Here is an 18,450-nt window from a genome sequence, read left to right on the forward strand (position 1 = left end):
TCCGGAACAGCGTAAAGTGAACTTGAACGGGGACACCGAATCGCAGCGGAGGCAACGATGGCAGAGAACGGTTTTAACATTGATGCGTACGCGCCGGCCGAGATGGCCCAGCGGGTCGAGACCGTCGGCGTCAAGAAGGCCGAGATGAACGCGTGGACGATGCTGGCGCTCGCCGTGCTGGCCGGCGCGTTCATCGCGCTCGGCGCGAACTTCGCGACGCTCGTCTGGGCCGACAACGGCCTGCCGTACAGCCTGTCGCGGCTGGTCGGCGGGCTCGTATTCACGCTCGGCCTGATCCTGGTGATCGTCGGCGGCGCGGAACTGTTCACCGGCAATAACCTGATCGTGATGGCGTGGGCGGCCAACAAGGTCTCGACCGCGCAACTGCTGCGCAACTGGCTGATCGTCTACATCGGCAACTTCATCGGCGCGGTGGCCACGGCATACGGCGTCTACCTGTCGCGCCAGTGGGCGTTCGACGCGTACAAGGTCGGCGCAGCCGCGCTGAACATCGCCAACGCCAAGTCCTCACTCGACTTCGTCCCGGCGCTGGTGCTCGGCGTGTTTTGCAATGTGCTGGTCTGCCTGGCGGTCTGGCTCTGCTTCAGCGCTCGCACGACGACCGATAAGATTCTGGCGATCATCCCGCCGATCAGCGCCTTCGTGGCCGGCGGCTTCGAGCACTCGGTCGCCAACATGTACTTCATTCCGCTCGGCCTGTTCCTGCGCGACGAGCCGCGCGTGCTGGAGGTGGCCGGGCGCACGGTCGACCAACTGGCGAACCTGACCTGGGCCGGCTTCGTGTTCAACAACCTCGTGCCGGTCACGCTCGGCAACATCATCGGCGGCGCGGTCATGGTTGGCGCGATCTACTGGTTCATCTACCTGCGCCACGCGCCGGAGCACCGTTTTTCGCGGCGCGGCGGCGGGAAACAATGAATCCCAGGGCGGCTCACAGGGCTTTCCCAAAATCAGTACTTCCCCCACCCTAACCCTCCCCCGCGACGCAAATACGGCGTCGCAGGAGAGGGGATTGGCCCCTTCCCCTGTTCGCTGCCGTTGCGAACGGGGGAAGGTTGGGATGGGGGTAGCCTCGACCAGGACTTTGGAAAGGCCCTGGGACAACTCAAGGCGCTGCAATGAATTCGGCGCAACCGAACGTATAATACAGAGACTTACGCGGGGCGGCTCGTTGGCCGCCCCGTCGCACACTGGCAGGCCATCACACACGACGAGGGGGAGAACGCATCATGGGCAACGGATTGACGGTTCTGGGCTGCTTCGCGCACCCGGATGATGAGGGATTGGTTACGGGCTCGTTCGGGCGCTACATCGACGAAGGCGCGCGCTGCGCGCTGATCTGCGCCACACGCGGCGAGGTCGGTGAGATCGCGGCCGGCGTCAACGCCACGCGCGAAACGCTCGGGCAGGTGCGCGAGCAGGAGTTGCGCACCGCCATGGCGCACATCAACCTGAGCGAGATCATCTTCTTCGACTACCGCGACTCGGGCATGGACGGCACGCCGGAGAACAAAGACCCGCGCGCGTTCATCAATGCCCCGGACGACGAGGTCACCGGCGCGCTCGTGCGCCACATTCGCTCCATCAAACCGCAGGTGCTGGTGACGTTCGATCCCAAGGGCGGCTACGGCCACCCCGATCATATCAAGATCCACCACGCGACGATGGAGGCCTTTGACCTGGCTGGCGATCCGAACGCCTTCCCGGAGCAGATCAAGGCAGGGTTGCAACCGCACACGCCGCTCAAGCTGTACTGGACCGGGTTCTCCCGCGAGTTTTTTGAGGAAGTCGGGCGCTATCTGAAGGAGCAGGGCGTCGACCTGTCGCAGTTCGGGCCATTCAACCCGCAGACGCGCGTCAGCATGATGGAGCACGACGTGACGACCCAGGTGCACGTGGCCGCCTATGTCGAACTAAAGGAGCGCGCGTGGGCCTCGCATGCCACTCAGCAGAATCCGAACAGCGTGCTCGGCAAGCTGCCGCGCGACATGTGGCGCAAGTTCCGCATGACCGAGCACTTCATTCTGGCGAAGACGCGCGTGCCGCATCCCGGCGGCATCATCGAGGACGACCTGTTTGCGGGGGTGCGAGGCTGAGTCGTATTTGACACTCCCCGCATGTGATGTTACTATCGCTTTTAGCAATCGAATAGGATTGATCATCCAGAGCGGCGGAGGGACCGGCCCAATGATGCCGCGGCAACCAACTAGTAACTAGCGACTAGTCGCTAGCGGCTAGCCTGGTGCCAAGTCCGTCAGACAGCAGTTCCGTCTGGGAGATGACTTGTAGTGAACAGACTCTCCTTTTGACGGAGAGTTTTTGCTTTTTAACAGGCCCGCCGATGCGCACCGTCTTCTGGGACGATAACCAAGTGAAGATGATCGACCAGCGCAAGCTCCCGCACGAGCTGGTCGTCAACAGCTACGACACCTATCAGGGTGTCGCCGAGGCGATCCGTACCATGGTCGTGCGCGGCGCGCCGGCGATCGGCGCCACCGCCGCCTTCGGGCTGGCGCTGGCCGCCGTGAACAGCAGCGCCACCACCCGCGACGCGCTATTGTCCGACCTCGACGCCGCCGAAAAGATTCTCGCCGCCTCCCGCCCTACCGCCGTCAACCTGTTCTGGGCGCTGGAGCGCATGCTGCGCGTGGCGCGCGACCCGCAGCACACCTCGCCCGCCGCCGTGCGCGATGCGCTGATCGCCGCCGCGCAGGACCTGGCCGACGAGGACGTGGAGATCAACCGGCGCATGGCCGAAGCCGGCGCCGCACTCGTCAAGGATGGTGACACCATCCTGCACCACTGCAACACCGGCGCGCTGGCTGCCGTGGACTGGGGCACCGCGCTCGGCGTCATATTCATGGCGCACGACCAGGGCAAGCACATCCATGTGCTGGTCGACGAGACGCGCCCGCGCCTGCAAGGGGCGGCCCTGACCGCCTGGGAACTGATGCAGCGCGGCATCGACATGACGCTAATCGCCGACAACGCCTCCGGCTACTTCCTGCACTCCGGCCAGGTCAACCTCTGCTTCGTCGGCGCCGACCGCATCGCCTCCAATGGCGACACGGCCAACAAGATCGGCACGTACAAGATCGCGGTCGTCGCGAAGGAGAACGGCGTGCCGTTCTACACCGTCGCACCGACCTCGACGGTCGATCTCAACCTGCGCTCCGGCGACGACATCCCGATCGAAATGCGCGATGCGCGCGAAGTGACGCACATCGGCGGCCATTCCATCGCGCCGCTGGGCGTCAAAGTCGCCAACCCGGCGTTCGACGTCACACCGCACCGCTACCTGAGCGGCATCGTCACCGAAGAAGGCATCGTGCGCCCGCCGTTCACCGACGGCCTGCGCGCGGCCGTGGCGCGGGCGCACAGCCGGCGCGCGGCCCGGTAACTCAAATATGGAGAACGTGTTGTGAGCATTCTGGTCGTCGGTTCCATCGCGCTGGATTCAGTGCAGACCCCGTTTGGCACGGTCGAGGACGCCCTGGGCGGCTCGGCCACCTATTTCTCCGCCGCCGCCAGCCTCTACGAGCGCGTGTCGCTCGTCGGCGTCGTCGGCACGGACTTCCCGCCCGCGCACGTCGACTTCCTGCGCAGCCGCAATGTCGATGTGACCGGCCTGCAGCGCGTGGAGGGCAAGACGTTTCGCTGGAAGGGCCGCTACGACTACGACCTGAACACGGCGCAGACGCTCGACACGCAGTTAAACGTCTTCGCGACGTTCCACCCCCAGCTGCCCGACTCGTACCGCGACTCCGATTTTGTCTTCCTGGCGAACATCGATCCCGACCTGCAGGTCGAGGTCGCGAAGCAGATCCGCAAGCCGAAGCTGATCGTGCTTGACACGATGAACTACTGGATCGACTACAAGAAGGACGCGCTGACCGAGGCGATGTCGCTCTCCGACGTGATCCTGCTCAACGAAGCCGAGGCGCGGCAGTACGCCAACACGTTCTCGCTGATTCGCGCGGCGCGCAAGGTGCTGGCGCTCGGGCCGCGCGCGGTCATCGTCAAGAAGGGCGAGTACGGCGCGGCGCTGTTCACGTCGAGCGGCAACCTGCTCTCGCAGTACTTCTTCGCGCCCGCCTACCCGCTGGAGAAGATCTCCGACCCGACCGGCGCCGGCGACACATTCGCGGGCGGCTTCGTCGGCTACCTTGCCAAGCATGACGCGACCGGCGATGACGCGCTGAAGCGTGCCATCATCCACGGCAGCGTCATCGCGTCGTTCACGGTCGAAGGCTTCAGCATCGAGCGGCTGCGCACGCTGACGTGGGAGGAGATCGCCGAACGGTATGAGCACATGCAGCACTTCACGCACTTTGAGACGCTGAACGGCACGGGCGCCACGGCATGAGCGTTGTTCACCGGCTGACGACGCGCGGCGAGATTCGCCCGTGGCTCGAGCGCGAGCGCCCCTGGGCGATCTACGCGCTGGGCGATCTCGAAGACGGCATGTTTGAGCTGTGCGAGTGGTACGCCGCGCGCGACGCGCTCGTGCTGATCTTCAAGGGACTTGGCTTCGTGCCGCTCGTCACCATCGGCGGCGCGGACGGCATCGCCGACGTGCTCGCGGAAGCGATCCGCCTGCCCGGCGTGTACCTGAACCAGCGCGACGAGCACCTGGCGGCGGTGCAGGCGTTCTATGACTGCGCCGAGCCGCACCGCATGCTGCGCATGGCGCTGGACGATTTCCGGCCCGCGCCGCCGCCCGCCGACGGCTCGCGGATCGTGCGGCTCGGCATGGGCCGGCTGGCTGAGTTGAACGCGCTGTACGCCGCGAGCAACGCCGGCGACGCGTTCGCCCCGTACCAACTGGCGACCGGTTACTTTCACGCCGTCGAGCTTGACGGGCAGATGGTCTCGGTCGCGGGCGTCCACCTGGCGTCGCGGGCGTACGCGGCCGGTCCGGTCGGCAACGTGGCCACGCTGCCGGTGTATCGCGGGCGCGGCTACGCGGCTGCCGCGACGACCGCCGTCGTGCGCGCGCTGCAGAACGACGGCATTACGACCATTGGCCTGAACGTCGAGACGACGAACACCACCGCCATCCGGGTATACGAGCGGCTGGGCTTCGTCCGCTATTGTGAATTCACGGAAGGCGCCGGCGTCCGGCGCGGTCCATCAGCGCCGCAGGCGTCCGCCTGACGGCACCACCTCAGAAGGAGATGCATAGTGCCTAAGAAGGATTTTGACGTTAAAGACCTGTCGCTGGCCGAAAAGGGCCGCAACCGGATTGAGTGGAGCGCCCGCGAGATGCCGGTGCTGAAGCTCATCGGCGAGCGCTTCGCCAAAGAAAAACCGCTCAAGGGCCTGAAGGTTTCAACCTGCGCGCATGTGACCGCCGAGACCGCCAACCTGATCAAGGTGCTGGCACTGGGCGGCGCCGACGGCGTGCTGTGCGCCAGCAACCCGCTGAGCACGCAGGACGACGTGGCCGCCTCGCTCGTGACGCACGACGAGGTCGCCGTCTTCGCCATCAAGGGCGAGGACACCAAGACCTACTTCCAGCACATCAACGCCGTGCTCGATCATGGCCCATCGCTGCTGATCGACGACGGCGCCGACCTGGTGTCGGAAGTCAACAAGAGCCGCCAGCGCCAGATCGCCGACATCTTCGGCAGCACCGAGGAGACGACCACCGGCGTCGTCCGCCTCAAAGCGATGGCCGCGCAGGGCAAGCTCGGCTGGCCGGTCATCGCAGTCAACGACTCGATGACCAAGCACTTCTTCGATAACCGCTACGGCACGGGCCAGAGCACGCTCGACGGCATCATCCGCGCCACCAATGTCCTGCTCGCGGGCAAGGTGTTCGTGGTGGCCGGCTACGGCTACTGCTCGCGCGGCATCGCAACACGCGCCGCCGGTCACGGTGCCAACGTGATCGTCACCGAGGTCGACCCGGTGCGCGCCATCGAGGCGGTCATGGACGGCTACCGCGTCATGCCGATCGCCGAGGCGTCGAAGATCGCCGACTTCATCGTGACCGCGACGGGCGACATCAACGTCGTGGACGCGCCCGCTTTCGCGAACATGAAGGACGGCGCGATTCTGGCCAACAGCGGCCACTTCGACGCGGAGATCAACCTGAAAGCGCTCCAGTCTCTGACGAAGAGCATCAGCACCCCGCGCGACATGGTGCAGCAGTACCACCTGACCGATGGGCGCACGATCGTCGTGCTCGGCGAGGGCCGCCTGGTCAACCTGGCTGCTGCCGAGGGCCACCCGTCGGCCGTGATGGATATGTCGTTCGCCAACCAGGCATTGGCCGCCGAGTACCTGATGAAGAACCGCGGCAAGCTCGGCAACCAGGTCTTCACCCTGCCGGAAGCGCTCGACCGCGAGATCGCCCGCCTGAAGCTGCACTCGATGGGCGTGCAGATCGACACGCTGACCGACGAGCAGCAGCACTACCTGACATCGTGGGAGTCGGGCACGGCGTAAGCTGCCGACGGAACCATGCACGCCAACCCCAGGGACCGCCAACTCGCCGCGCAGACGGCGCTCGCCGAGCTCAACCGCCAGCCGATCTTCCTTGACACCGAGACGACCGGGCTCAAGGACGCGGACGAGATCATCGAAATCGGCGTCATCGACTATCACGGCGTGACGCTGTACGAGTCGCTGGTGCGCACTGCGCGCACGATCTCGCCGGGCGCGCTGCGGGCGCACAACATCAGCACGGCGGTGCTGCGCGGCGCGCCGACCTGGGCCGAGGTCTGGCCGCAGGTCAAACCGCTGCTGGAAGGCAAGCGTGTCGGCATTTACAACGCCAGGTTTGATCTGGGCATGATCCAGAACTCGCACCGCGCCCACAAGCTGGCGTGGGCCGCGCAGGACTGCGACGCGTTCTGCATCATGGAACTGTACGCGCAGTTTTACGGCGAGCAGCAGGGCGGCTACCGCTCGTATCGCTGGCAGTCGCTGGATGCTGCGGGGCGTCAGTGCGGTATCAAGCTGCCCAACGCCCATCGCGCCGTTGCCGACGCGCAACTGGCGCGCGCCGTCTTGCTGCACATGGCGGCCGCGGCGAAACCAACTCAACCATCCTTGTTGTAAAAGAGTGCGCGGCGCGCCGTGTGCGGCCGCGCGATTAACCGAAGGAGAATTAGTTATGTCCAATACATTCATGACGGCAAATAAGATGCTGTTGACATCCGAGTCGGTCACCGAGGGGCATCCCGACAAGCTCTGCGACCAGATTTCGGACGCGGTGCTTGACGCGGTGTATAAGCAGGACCCGATGGGCCGCGTGGCCTGCGAGGTCGCTGCGAAGTCGGGACTCGTCGTCGTCATTGGCGAAATCACCACACACGCGACGATCGACGCGCAGGACATCGCGCGCAACGTCATCCAGGAGATCGGTTACAACGACTCGCGCGTCTGCCTCGATTACAAGACCGCCGGCGTCATCGTCGGTCTGCAGAAGCAGTCGCCGGACATCGACATGGGCGTCAGCCACGCGCTCGAGCAGAAAGACGGCGGCCGCGACCCGATCGACGAGATCGGCGCGGGCGACCAGGGTATGATGATCGGCTTCGCCTGCAACGAGACGACCGAGTACATGCCGCTGACGATCTCGCTGGCGCACAAGCTGACCAAGCGCCTCGCGAAGGTGCGCAAGGACGGCACCCTGCCCTACCTCGGCCCCGACGGCAAGGCGCAGGTCACCGTCGAGTACAGCAAGGGCCGCCCGGTGCGCGTCGATACGATCGTCGTCTCCACTCAGCACGACGACGCGGCGACACAGAAGCGCATCCAGGCCGACATCATGGAGCACGTCATCAGGCCGGTCGTGCCCGCCGAGTATCTGGACAACACGCGCTACTACATCAACCCGACCGGCCGCTTCGTGATCGGCGGCCCGATGGGCGACGCCGGCCTGACCGGCCGCAAGATCATCGTCGACACCTACGGCGGCATCGCCCGGCACGGCGGCGGCGCGTTCAGCGGCAAGGATCCGACGAAGGTCGACCGCTCCGGCGCCTACATGGCGCGCTACGCCGCCAAGAATGTGGTGGCCGCCGGCCTGTGCGACCGCTTCGAGATTCAGGTCTCGTACGCCATCGGCGTCGCGCACCCAGTCTCGATCATGTGCGAGACGTTCGGCACCGCGCATGTCGCCGACGCGCGCATCGAGGAACTGGTGCGCTCGATCTTCGATATGCGCCCGGCCGCGATCATCCGCGACCTCGACCTGCGCCGCCCGATTTTCAAGGCGACGGCCAGCTACGGCCACTTTGGCCGCGATGACATCGACGCGCCCTGGGAGCGGATCGACAAGGCCGAGATCCTGCGCGACGAAGCCGGCCTTTCGTAACCGCAATTCTCTGGATCAATGAAACGCCCGGAACGTGTTATGCGTGCCGGGCTTTTTCGTGCTTAGTCGCTGGCTGCTACGCCTGCGGGAAGTGCAGGATGCGGCTCAACGGCTTCTCCGTTTCGCCGTCCGCCACCGCCTCGACTGAGTTATGATGGGCGCATGTCCGATCTGAGGCAGAACAACTTCGCCGCCACACAGGCGCCACCATCGTCACTCCCGCGACAGCGGGAGTCCAGCACAAAACCGCTGGATGCGGGCGCACGGCCATGCGCCCCTACGCGGGCATGACGATTTGTCGCCCAATAACCGCCTCAGGCGTGAAATGCCCTCGTTATGATCAGCACAGCTTGATTTGGAATATGGTTCCCGCTTTGAGTATAATCCGCGCAACCTGCATCGAAGGAGGCCAAACCCATGCGGAATACTACAGCCATCCTCGTTTCGGTCAGCATGCTGATTGGCCTGCTGCTCGGCACGTCCATGCTTGCCGCGCCCTCGCAAGCCACCGCACCGTTGCCCGTGGTTCCAGCCTCGAACACTCCGCTCACATTCGGCAAAGTTGCTGTCGGCGACGACCATGTCTGCGCCATCGTCAGCGGCGGCGAGGTCTACTGCTGGGGACGCAACCACTACGGACAACTGGGCGACGGCACTACGCTTAACCGGTCCCGTCCCGTGAAGGTGCAGGGGCTTAACGGGCTGGCCGCGATGGATATCACGGCCGGCAAAGATCACACCTGCGTGCGGATCTTCACGGGCGGGATGCGCTGCTGGGGCTACGCCGCCAACGGCCAACTCGGCTTTGGCATCTGGTCCAGCCAGTTCTACTCGACGCCGGTCTCAGTTGTCGGTCTGTCCGCCGGCATCGGCGCGATCGAGGCGGGCAGTTCCGGCACGTGCGCCGAAGTCAGCGGCGCGGCCAAATGCTGGGGCGACAACGTCAGCGGACAGATGGGGAACGGTCTGCAGCCGACCGACTCGATCATACCGACCCAGGTCATGACCCTGACCAACGGCGTTACATCGATCTCTATCGGCGCCCAATCAGCCTGCGCCGTCATTCCGGACGTCCTCGCCGATGCCATCAGGTGTTGGGGGGCCAACGGCATGGGCCAACTGGGCACCGGCATTACCAGCAGCGCATCGATCAGTGTGCCCGTCGCTGTCAATGGCCTGCAGCCGAGTCATATTGCATCGGTCGGCGTCGGTTACTCTCACGCCTGCGCCCTCTATGACGGGGGCGCCGTGGATTGCTGGGGCGGCGGCGTGTACGGCCAGATGGGCAACGGATCATACACATCAGTCAGCCTGACGCCGGTCGCCGCGTCGGGCTTGCCGCTGTCCAGCCAGATCTCCAGCGCCGCCTACACCGTCTGCGCGCGCACCAACGGCGGCGCGGCGAGGTGCTGGGGCTATGGCGCCTGGGGGCAGCTCGGCAACGGCACGTTCAACAACAGCGCCACACCGGTGGTCGTGACCGGCCTGAGCACGGGCGTGCTGCAGGTCGCGGTCGGCTACTTCAACGCCTGCGCCGTCATCTCCGGCGGTGGGCTGAAGTGCTGGGGCAGCAACCAGTACGGCCAGCTCGGCAATGGCACGTTCGCGGACAGCGCGGTGCCGGTCAGCGTCCTGACCGTCTTCAACTACTTGCCAATCATCGCTCGCTAGCACCCAACCGGAGAGGCCGCTGTCTATGCCTGCGGAAAGTGCAGGATGTGGAACAGCGGCTTCTCCGCCTCGCCATCCACGACCGCTTCGACCTCGATGTGCGCCTCCAGCCCCGAGCCGGTCAGCTTGTCCTTCATCAGTTCGTCCACCTGGAAGATGCCGGCCGAGTTGTTCATGTGGATACGCACCCGTACCGGCCGCGTCTCGCTGCTGCCGAGGTCCACCTTCTCGATCGCCGCAGCGGAGACCGAGTGAATGTTGACGTGCCCGGCCTCGAACGGGATGCGCGAGCGCCCCTTCGCCATGTCGAGCGCATCGGCAAAGCGCACCACGCCGGCCTCCAGCGTCAATGGCGCACCGCCGGCGCGATGCGAGATGATGGCGTGCAGCACCTCCGAGCGCATCACCGTTCGCTCCGCCTCGCCGTACAGGTCGCGCAGGATGTCGTCGAGAATCGGCTGCGCGACGAAGAGCGAGTACGTCTCATGGTCGATGCGGTGAATGCTCATGCCGAGGTCGTGCATCAGCGCCGCCAGCACCACCACGACCTCGGCGTCGTACTGCTCGAAGCCGAAATCCTCGTAATCTTTGACGATGTTCGGCGTAATGCCGCGCTCCGTCAGCATCCGCAGCAGTTTCAGCGCGATATTGGCGACCACCTGCATATGCACCGGCCCGTGGTCGTTCATGCCGAGCCGTGTGATCGCGGTGACGTTCTGGACCTGCCAGAGCGTCCGCAATCCGGTATGCGCGTTGACGCGCTCGATGATCTGCCGCAGCTTGTCGTTGCGGCGCGCCGGCAGGCGTATGGCGTCCAGCCGGGTCTTGGCCGTCACGACGTCCGGCGTCAGAATCGGCAGGCTGGCTTCTTCGATCGGTTCGCTCATGGATTACCTCTCCCGTCTTGCACAGTGGTGCGCTTGATAGTTGTCAAACTTGATTATAGCCAATCGATGCAAACGGCATGTGAGCGATTTGTAACGGCTTTGTAAACAGTGCAAGTCGCCGTCGTGCCGGAGGTCGCCAGGCGGCCCCGCAATTCGAGTGTTTCGGGTTATAATAGGCGTATGATCTCACGCCTGCGCGCCCGCGTCGTCGCCAAGGGGAGCGACCATATCATCGCCGACCTGAACGGGCTGGGCCTCAAAGTCCGCATGCCCGGTCCCCTGCTGGACACGATTAACACGCTCGGCCACGAAGTCAACCTGTTCACGCACTTCCGGCTGGCCGAAAACGGCCGGGAGATCGAGGCGATGCTGTTCGGCTTCGGCGCGCCGGAGGATCTATCCCTGTTCGAGTCGCTGCTCTCCGTGTCCGGCATCGGGCCGAAAGTGGCGCTGGGCGTCCTGTCGGCCGCACCGGCCGACGCGATACGGGCCGCCATCATGCAGGGCAACGCGCAGGCGCTGACTCAGTTCCCCGGCATCGGCAAGAAGACCGCCGAGCGCATCGTAATGGAGTTGAAGGGCAAGATCAAGGTGGCCGAGTCCGACGAGATTCTAGCCGTGTCGGCGGCCGACGCTGAGACACTGGCGGCGTTGACCGCGCTCGGCTACAGCGTCATGGAGGCGCAGCGCGCCCTCGCGGCCGCCGGGGATGGAGCCACTACAGTCGAAGAAAAGGTGTTTGCCGCGCTGCGCTATCTGGGCGGCTCATCATAACGCCAAAAGCCGCCGCCGGGGGCGACGACTCACAGCCTGTCTGATGAAACCGTTCGTGAAGGAAGCGGCGCGCGACGATGCCGGGCCCGTGCGCGGCGACCGCTCGCGGAACGGCAGTTAGCGGCCCATAGCGGAAATGACGGTGCCGAGCACCATGCTCAGCGCGACGATAACGCCAAGCACATACATGGTAATCTCACCGCGCGACATCTTCTTGGTCGGCACGGATCTCTGCGAGCGAATCTTGCGGGGCATGCGAAAGACCTCACTGAAAGTTACTGGTCGACTGGTTGCTCTATTAATTATAGCACAGCATACGCCGCCGGCCATGTTGGACGGGGCGCGATTTTCGCGGTTTCCTTGACGCCTCTGCCGCGGGTTGGCTATAATCATCTGTAAAGATTAGCGAGGCTACCGATGGATACCCTAAACTGCTTCTACTTTGCGCTCGTCGGGGCCGGCGTCCTGTACGCCGTGATCGCCATGGTCACCGGCGGCATTCATGACGTGGCCGGCGGGTTGCACCTGCCGGTGGACATCGGCGGCGCGCATACCACCATCGACCTCGGGCACGGCGGCGACACGTCGGTGCCGTCGCTCTCGCCGGTCACGATCGCCACCTTTGTCACGGCCTTCGGGGCGTTCGGCATCATCAGCCAGCAAGGCTTCGGCGCGAGCAGCGTCGTGAGCCTTATCTCGGCAGCGGCGGGCGGTCTGGTCGCGGCCGTCATCGCGCACTTCGCCTTCGGCTATTTTCTGATCGCGCCGCAGGGCTCGACCGAAGTCACCCAGAAGGACATCGTCGGCGCGACCGCCGAGGTGATCACGCCGATCCCGGCCAATGGTATGGGCGAGGTGGCGTTCGTGGCGCAAGGTGCGCGAGTCGCATACCCCGCGCGCAGCGTCGACAACCAGCCGATTGAGCGGCGCACGATCGTCAGCATCGTCGAAATCGTGGGCACTATCGTCTCGGTGCGGCCCCGCTAGGCATCCAAGTTCCAACCCCCAAAGGAGATTCTATGGACATCGTAACCCTGTCCCTCGCCTGTGCTGTAGGCGGCCTGCTGCTCGTGGCGGTGCTCCTCGCCTTCGTGTATTCGAGCCGCTACAAGAAAGTCGGCCCCAACCAGGTGCTGGTGATTTCAGGGCGCCGCCACACCGTAGTGGATCCGGTAACGAACACGCACGTCCAGCGGTCGTTCCGCGTGGTCAAAGGCGGCGGCGCGTTCATCTGGCCGGTCGTCGAGCGCGTGGACGAACTGTCGCTCGAACTGATGACACTCGACGTGGTGACGCCCAAAGTGTACACGATGCAGGGCGTGGCTGTCACGGTCGACGGCGTCGCGCAGGTCAAGATCCGTGGCGACGATGTTTCGATCGCCACCGCCGCCGAGCAGTTGCTGTCTAAGAACACCGACCAGATCAAGAACGTCGCCCTGCAGACGCTGGAAGGCCACCTGCGCGCCATCCTCGGCACGATGACCGTCGAGTCGATCTACAAAGACCGCGACGCGTTCGCGACCAAGGTGGCCGAGGTCGCCACGGCCGACATGGCGAACATGGGCATGACGATCATCTCGTTCACCATCCGCGACATCCGCGACGACCAGGGCTACCTGGACGCGCTCGGCATGGCGCGTATCGCCGAAGTCAAGCGCGATGCGACGATCGGCCAGGCGCAGGCCGAGCGCGACGCTCGCATCAACGCAGCGGCGGCGCAGCAGGCGGCGCGGGAGGCCGAACTGGCCGCGCAGACGCACATCGCCGAGGCGGACAAGAACTACCAGGTGCAGAAGGCCAACTACGACGCCGACGTCAATCGCCAAAAAGCGCAGGCCGAGTTGGCGTACGTCCTGCAGCAGAACATCACGAACCAGCAGGTCAAGGCCGAGGAAGTGCAGGTGCAGGTCATCGAGAAGCAGAAGCAGATTCAGGTGCAGGAGCAGGAGGTTGCCCGCCGCGAGAGGGAACTGGAAGCGACGGTACGCAAGCCGGCCGAAGCCGAGCAGTACCGCATCCAGACGCTGGCCTCGGCGAAGAAGTACCAGTTGACCACTGAAGCCGAAGGCCAGGCCTCCGCCATGAGCTCGGTCGGCGAAGGCGAGGCGTCGGCCAACAAAGCAAAGGGTCTGGCCAACGCCGATATCATCAAGGCGACCGGCCTCGGCGAGGCCGAGGCGGTCAAGGCCAAAGGCCTGGCGCAAGCGGAAGTCATCCAGGCGCAGGGCTTCGCCGAAGCCGAGGCGATGCAGAAGAAGGCGGCGGCGTGGCAGAACTACAACGAAGCCGCCATCATCCAGAACCTGGTGGACAAGATGCCGGCCATCGCCGAAGCGATCTCGAAGCCGCTGGCGCAGACTGATCGCATCGTCGTCATCAGCAATGGCGGCGGCGACGGCGCCGGTGCTGGCGCATCCAAGATCACGCAAGACATAACGAACATCGTCGCGCAGGTGCCGGCCACGGTCGAAGCGCTGACCGGCGTGGACATCGTCGGCGGCATCCGCAACCTGCCGACTTTTCGCAAACTGAGCGGCCGGTCCGACGACAAGGACGCGAAGCCGGGCTAACCGCGCGTTAATCCGCAGTATACCTACGAGACCCTTCGGGCCGCACCCGGAGGGTCTTTGGGTTGTTCTCTATGACTCCACCTGAAGTGGACTTGCACCATACAGTCACCGCGCCTTCTGCGGGCAGACGTTCATGCCTGAGCTCGTTGCGATGAAAGCGCTTCTGCGGCACGACCTCCCGGAGAACTGATTCCCGCTCCCTGTTCCCTGTGCCCTGTGCCCCGCTCCCTGCTCCCCGTTCCCGCTTTTGCCCGCGCGCCCAATTCTCCGTTACAATGACGCGGACGTGCGCCGCCCGTCCGGATCGCCAGTGTGGGTGTGCGCTCGAAAGGATCTGCCTTGCTCAAACACTACCTGCCATTGGCCATCGTTCCCGTGGCGTTGATGCTGTGGGGCATCTTCGGCGCAACGCAACTGGCGACCGCCAGCTTCGGTTCGCTGGTGCGCTACCGCACGCCGTACACCGTGCACCCCGCGCCCGGCGCCGAGGGCGCGGCGGTCAGCGAGCACGTCGTGCTCATCCTCGCCGACGGCATGCGGCTCGACGTGTCGCAGACGCTGCCGAACCTGAATGCGCTGCGCAAGCAGGGCGCCGACCGGTCGCTGCGCATCGGCCTGCCGTCACTCTCCCTGCCCGGCTGGACCGTCATCAGCACCGGCGCATGGCAGGAGCAGCACGGTCAGACGACCAACTTCGGCTCGTGCGACGGTGCGCGCGACGGCAAGCCGGCGACCGTGCTCTGCCCGGCGCAGATGGACAGCATCTTCGCGGCCGCGAAGCGCAAAGGCTATACTACGGCGCTCGGCGGCACGCCAACCTGGCAGACGCTGCTGCCCGGCGTGTGGGACACGGCGCTCGTCGCGCCCGACCCGCCCAACGCGCACATGGACACCGCCGCAGTGACGGCGCAGAACGACCAGATCGAAGCGAACAGCCTGCGTATCCTGAAGGAGCAGAACCCCAACCTGACGCTGATTTACTTCAGCGATCCGGACAACGCCTCGCACGGCTACGGCGTTTTCGGCCCGCAGGGCCAGGCGGCGGCGCAAAGCATCGATGCACGCGTCGGTCGCATCATCGCCACGCTCGACCTGAACACGACAACGGTCCTCTTCACCTCGGATCACGGCCACATCGCGCGCGGCGGACACGCGGGCGACGACCCGGAGGTGATGATCGTCCCGCTCATCGCCGCGGGCCGCGGCATCGTGCCGGGCGCGTACCCGGCCGGGCGGCAGGCGGATGTCGCTCCGACCATCGCCGCGCTGCTCGGAAGCTCGTTCCCGGCGGACAACCAGGGCACCGCGCTGTTTGACATGCTATCGATGGGACCCAACGCGCTGGCGGCCCGCACGGTGGACTGGGCCAGCGAGATCGCGGCGCGCTATGACAGCATCGTGAAGGTCATCGGCGTCACGCCGCCCGGCCATCCGGCGCTGGACGAGGCGCGGCTGCGACTGGCTATGCGCGACACTACCGGCGCAATCGCGTCCGCGCAGGCGGAGGTTGATACGGCGCGAAGTCTCGCGGGCGCCGTCCGCGAAGGCCGCCTGCTGCAGGAACGGCTGGCGCGCACGCCCCTGCTGCTCCTGCTCGTCGCACCGCTGGCAATTTACGTATGGTTCATGCGGCGCATGCAGTGGGAGTTCAAGCGGCCCGTGATCGCCGCCATTGTCTACGTCGCCGTGTACTATGCGATCTTCTTCGGGCGCGGATACTGGATCTCGCTAAGCATGCTGAACGACGACACACGCATCGGTGCGTGGTTCGCCGAGCGCACGGTGGACGCCATCATCGCGCTTGTCGCCGCCAGCGCCGTGCTCGGCGTCCTCTCGCGTGATGAATACCGCGTCTGGACCGTGCTGAACACGTTCAACGCCGCGTTCATCGTCGCCGCCGCGCTCTGGCTTCAAATCTGCGGCTTCTACTGGCTGTGGGACTTCACCTGGCCATGGTATCTCCCCGACATCACGCAGGGGTTCAAGTACTATCTCGACGTGCTGCAAACCGGCGCGTTCACGGTGGTGCTGGGTGGCATTCCAATTCCGGTCATACTCATCCTGCCACTCGTTGCGCTGGGCGCGCAGTGGCTGACCGCGCGAATCTTACCGCCCGCCGAGCACAAGGCGCATGCCACAATATGAGCAGCCGTTCGCGGGCAACCGGCAGGCCGCTTCTGCCCCAAAACGGCAATTGGCGCTGGTTAGTCGCACTGCTATAATGACTAACCACCCGATATTTTCGAGCGTATAGTCTGTAAACTTTCGAGAACGGTGAGCGAGAGAGAACACACTGCATGGATATTGAGCATCTGATTATCACGACGGGGTACGTCGGCCTGTTCGCGATCATCTTCGCGGAATCGGGCCTGTTTTTCGGCTTTTTCCTGCCCGGCGACAGCTTGCTGCTGACGACCGGGTTGCTGGCGCTGAAGGGCTACTTCGATCTGTGGCTGCTGCTGCCGATCCTCTTCATCGCCGCCGTGCTCGGCGACAACGTCGGCTACTGGTTCGGCGCCAAGATGGGGCCGCGCCTGTTCAATCGCGAGGACAAGCCGACCTTTGAAGGCCAGGGCCGCATCAAATGGCTGGCCAACAAGCTGTTTCGCCGCAAGAACCTGCTGGCCGCCAAGGCGTTCTACGAGAAGCACGGCGGCAAGACGATCACGCTGGCGCGCTTCCTGCCGTTCATCCGCACCTTCGCGCCGATCGTGGCCGGCGCCGCAGAGATGCAGTACAGCCGGTTCGTCTTCTTCAACCTCTTTGGCGGCCTGTTCTGGGCCGTCGGCGTTACGATGGCCGGGTACCTTCTGGGCACACTGATTCCGCCCGAAAAATTGGACCAGTACTTCCTGATCATCGTCTTGGCCGCGTTCATTATCCCCGGCCTGCCCACGCTGCTCCACCTGTGGAAGGAAGAGAAGGACGCGATCATCGCGTTTGTGAGGCGGCTGGTGTTGAACAAAGAGACGCCAGAGGGCGCAACAACCGCGCCGAGCTTCGGCGACGCCGAGAAATAAATCGGCGCACTCCTGGAATGACGAGCGGGCTGCCGTGACTACGGGCAGCCCGCTTTTTGTCTGTGCAGGAATTGTGCGCGGCGCGCACTTACGGCCCCAGATGCCGCACGAAGAACCCCATCACCCACTCGCGGTACTCCTTCGGGCGCAGATGATCGATCGAGGTGTGCGCTGCGCCGTCGACCAGCCATAACTCGGTCGGGCCGCTGGCCGCCTCGCGCAGCGCCTCGGCCTGCGCCGGATCAATGTACTCGTCCAGCGTGCCGTGAATGAGCAGCAGCGGCCGCTCGCCAAATTGCCGCACCATCGCCAGCGGGTCGGCATCCTCCAGCCGGCAGCGCAGACGGCGCTGCACCAGCCGCCAGATCAGCCGCTCCAGCATGCGCGCCAGCGGCTGCACCGGCATCTGGCGGCTCACAACCCCGGCGACCACCGGCCGCACATGCGCGAACGCAGAGTCCGACACCACACACACGATATTCTGCGAGAACGGCGCCGCGGCCAGCGCCGTCGCGGCGCCCATCGAAAAACCGAACAGGCCGATGCGCGTCATCCCGCGCGCCGCCAGCCAGTCCACCGCGCCCAGCACGTCGTAGCGCTCATAATAGCCGATCGACGTTAGATCGCCGTCGGACAGCCCATGATTGCGGAAATCGAACAGCAGCAGCGGAATGCCGGCCTCGCGGAACCAGATCGCCAGGTTGATATGCGGCGACTTGTCGCCGCCGTGCCCGTGGCACACGATGACGGCGGGGCGCGGGGCATCGCCGGCTGTGGTGGGCGCATCAAAGAACCAGCCGCGCAGTCGCACGCCATCGCGCGCCGGAAACTCCACATCGGCGTACCGCAGCCCCCAGCGCGCCGGCGTGTCGGGCCAGCGCACGCGCGGCGGGCGCATCCATCCGTTCACGCCCATGGCCGCCAGCCGCGCAAACTGCAATACGGCCAGTCCGGCCCCGAAAACCAGCCAGCCCGAACGGTTCTTCATCAGTTTTCATGCTACTCTCCCGCTCCGCGCCTGTCAAAGCTGTCCGTCGCCAGCAATTCTCATTTTGGCTTTGGACGGGTACTTTCCAATGCCGGCTTGCTATGAACTGGCCCCCCTGGTGCTTGTCACGCAAGCTGGCTCGACAAGAAAGCGGCGTTGCCCTCCCCCCGACCCCCTCCCAACGAAGTTG

General features: G+C 65.0%; 17 protein-coding genes and 1 riboswitch. Of the genes, 14 read left to right on the forward strand and 3 right to left on the reverse strand.

What is annotated here, in order from left to right:
* Positions 1 to 57: 57 nt before the first annotated feature.
* From HZB53_03465 to HZB53_03505, 9 genes are all read left to right on the forward strand, one after another.
* Entirely contained in the window at positions 58 to 939 is an 882-nt protein-coding gene (locus tag HZB53_03465) for a formate/nitrite transporter family protein (protein MBI5876685.1), read from the forward strand.
* 311 nt (positions 940 to 1,250) lie between these two features.
* Positions 1,251 to 2,117 (forward strand): PIG-L family deacetylase, encoded by an 867-nt coding sequence (locus tag HZB53_03470; protein ID MBI5876686.1) that lies wholly within the window; start codon positions 1,251 to 1,253, stop codon positions 2,115 to 2,117.
* Between the two features lie 59 nt (positions 2,118 to 2,176).
* Positions 2,177 to 2,306, forward strand: a riboswitch (SAM riboswitch).
* A gap of 56 nt (positions 2,307 to 2,362) precedes the next feature.
* Complete coding sequence (gene mtnA, locus HZB53_03475) at positions 2,363 to 3,421, forward strand: S-methyl-5-thioribose-1-phosphate isomerase (protein MBI5876687.1); 1,059 nt, start codon at positions 2,363 to 2,365, stop codon at positions 3,419 to 3,421.
* Positions 3,422 to 3,442: 21 nt separating this feature from the next.
* Positions 3,443 to 4,387: a sugar kinase gene (locus HZB53_03480; GenBank protein MBI5876688.1), complete on the forward strand. Its 945-nt coding sequence runs from the start codon at positions 3,443 to 3,445 to the stop codon at positions 4,385 to 4,387.
* Positions 4,384 to 5,178: a GNAT family N-acetyltransferase gene (locus HZB53_03485; GenBank protein MBI5876689.1), complete on the forward strand. Its 795-nt coding sequence runs from the start codon at positions 4,384 to 4,386 to the stop codon at positions 5,176 to 5,178. The genes HZB53_03480 and HZB53_03485 overlap by 4 nt, the downstream gene beginning before the upstream one ends.
* Positions 5,179 to 5,205: 27 nt before the next feature.
* Positions 5,206 to 6,474 carry an adenosylhomocysteinase gene (locus tag HZB53_03490; protein ID MBI5876690.1) on the forward strand — a complete coding sequence of 423 codons (1,269 nt, stop codon included), beginning with the start codon at positions 5,206 to 5,208 and terminating at the stop codon, positions 6,472 to 6,474.
* A gap of 15 nt (positions 6,475 to 6,489) precedes the next feature.
* Positions 6,490 to 7,089: a 3'-5' exonuclease gene (locus tag HZB53_03495; protein MBI5876691.1), complete on the forward strand. Its 600-nt coding sequence runs from the start codon at positions 6,490 to 6,492 to the stop codon at positions 7,087 to 7,089.
* Between the two features lie 70 nt (positions 7,090 to 7,159).
* Positions 7,160 to 8,350, forward strand: a complete 1,191-nt coding sequence (locus HZB53_03500; protein ID MBI5876692.1) for a methionine adenosyltransferase — start codon at positions 7,160 to 7,162, stop codon at positions 8,348 to 8,350.
* Between the two features lie 417 nt (positions 8,351 to 8,767).
* Positions 8,768 to 10,021: a chromosome condensation regulator RCC1 gene (locus HZB53_03505; GenBank protein ID MBI5876693.1), complete on the forward strand. Its 1,254-nt coding sequence runs from the start codon at positions 8,768 to 8,770 to the stop codon at positions 10,019 to 10,021.
* A gap of 23 nt (positions 10,022 to 10,044) precedes the next feature.
* Here HZB53_03505 and HZB53_03510 read toward each other — a convergent pair whose 3' ends face one another.
* A complete protein-coding gene (locus HZB53_03510) occupies positions 10,045 to 10,908 on the reverse strand; it encodes an HD domain-containing protein (protein ID MBI5876694.1) in 864 nt (287 codons plus the stop codon).
* A gap of 180 nt (positions 10,909 to 11,088) precedes the next feature.
* Between HZB53_03510 and ruvA the strand changes: the two genes are divergently transcribed.
* Positions 11,089 to 11,682 (forward strand): Holliday junction branch migration protein RuvA, encoded by a 594-nt coding sequence (gene ruvA / locus HZB53_03515; protein ID MBI5876695.1) that lies wholly within the window; start codon positions 11,089 to 11,091, stop codon positions 11,680 to 11,682.
* 117 nt (positions 11,683 to 11,799) lie between these two features.
* Here the strand turns inward: ruvA and HZB53_03520 are convergent, their stop codons facing one another.
* Entirely contained in the window at positions 11,800 to 11,937 is a 138-nt protein-coding gene (locus tag HZB53_03520) for a hypothetical protein (GenBank protein ID MBI5876696.1), read from the reverse strand.
* A 162-nt stretch (positions 11,938 to 12,099) separates the two neighbouring features.
* Between HZB53_03520 and HZB53_03525 the strand changes: the two genes are divergently transcribed.
* The 4 genes from HZB53_03525 to HZB53_03540 all read left to right on the forward strand — a co-directional run bounded on the left by HZB53_03525 (position 12,100) and on the right by HZB53_03540 (position 17,272).
* Positions 12,100 to 12,669 (forward strand): NfeD family protein, encoded by a 570-nt coding sequence (locus HZB53_03525; protein ID MBI5876697.1) that lies wholly within the window; start codon positions 12,100 to 12,102, stop codon positions 12,667 to 12,669.
* A 32-nt stretch (positions 12,670 to 12,701) separates the two neighbouring features.
* On the forward strand, positions 12,702 to 14,252 hold the full coding sequence (locus HZB53_03530; protein ID MBI5876698.1) for a flotillin family protein: 1,551 nt from the start codon (positions 12,702 to 12,704) through the stop codon (positions 14,250 to 14,252).
* A gap of 339 nt (positions 14,253 to 14,591) precedes the next feature.
* Positions 14,592 to 16,397, forward strand: a complete 1,806-nt coding sequence (locus HZB53_03535) for an alkaline phosphatase family protein (protein ID MBI5876699.1) — start codon at positions 14,592 to 14,594, stop codon at positions 16,395 to 16,397.
* A gap of 152 nt (positions 16,398 to 16,549) precedes the next feature.
* Positions 16,550 to 17,272 (forward strand): VTT domain-containing protein, encoded by a 723-nt coding sequence (locus HZB53_03540; protein MBI5876700.1) that lies wholly within the window; start codon positions 16,550 to 16,552, stop codon positions 17,270 to 17,272.
* A gap of 88 nt (positions 17,273 to 17,360) precedes the next feature.
* Here HZB53_03540 and HZB53_03545 read toward each other — a convergent pair whose 3' ends face one another.
* Entirely contained in the window at positions 17,361 to 18,260 is a 900-nt protein-coding gene (locus HZB53_03545) for an alpha/beta hydrolase (protein ID MBI5876701.1), read from the reverse strand.
* Between the last annotated feature and the right edge of the window lie 190 nt (positions 18,261 to 18,450).

The sequence above is a fragment of the Chloroflexota bacterium genome (genome assembly GCA_016235055.1).
Taxonomy (GTDB): domain Bacteria; phylum Chloroflexota; class Anaerolineae; order JACRMK01; family JACRMK01; genus JACRMK01.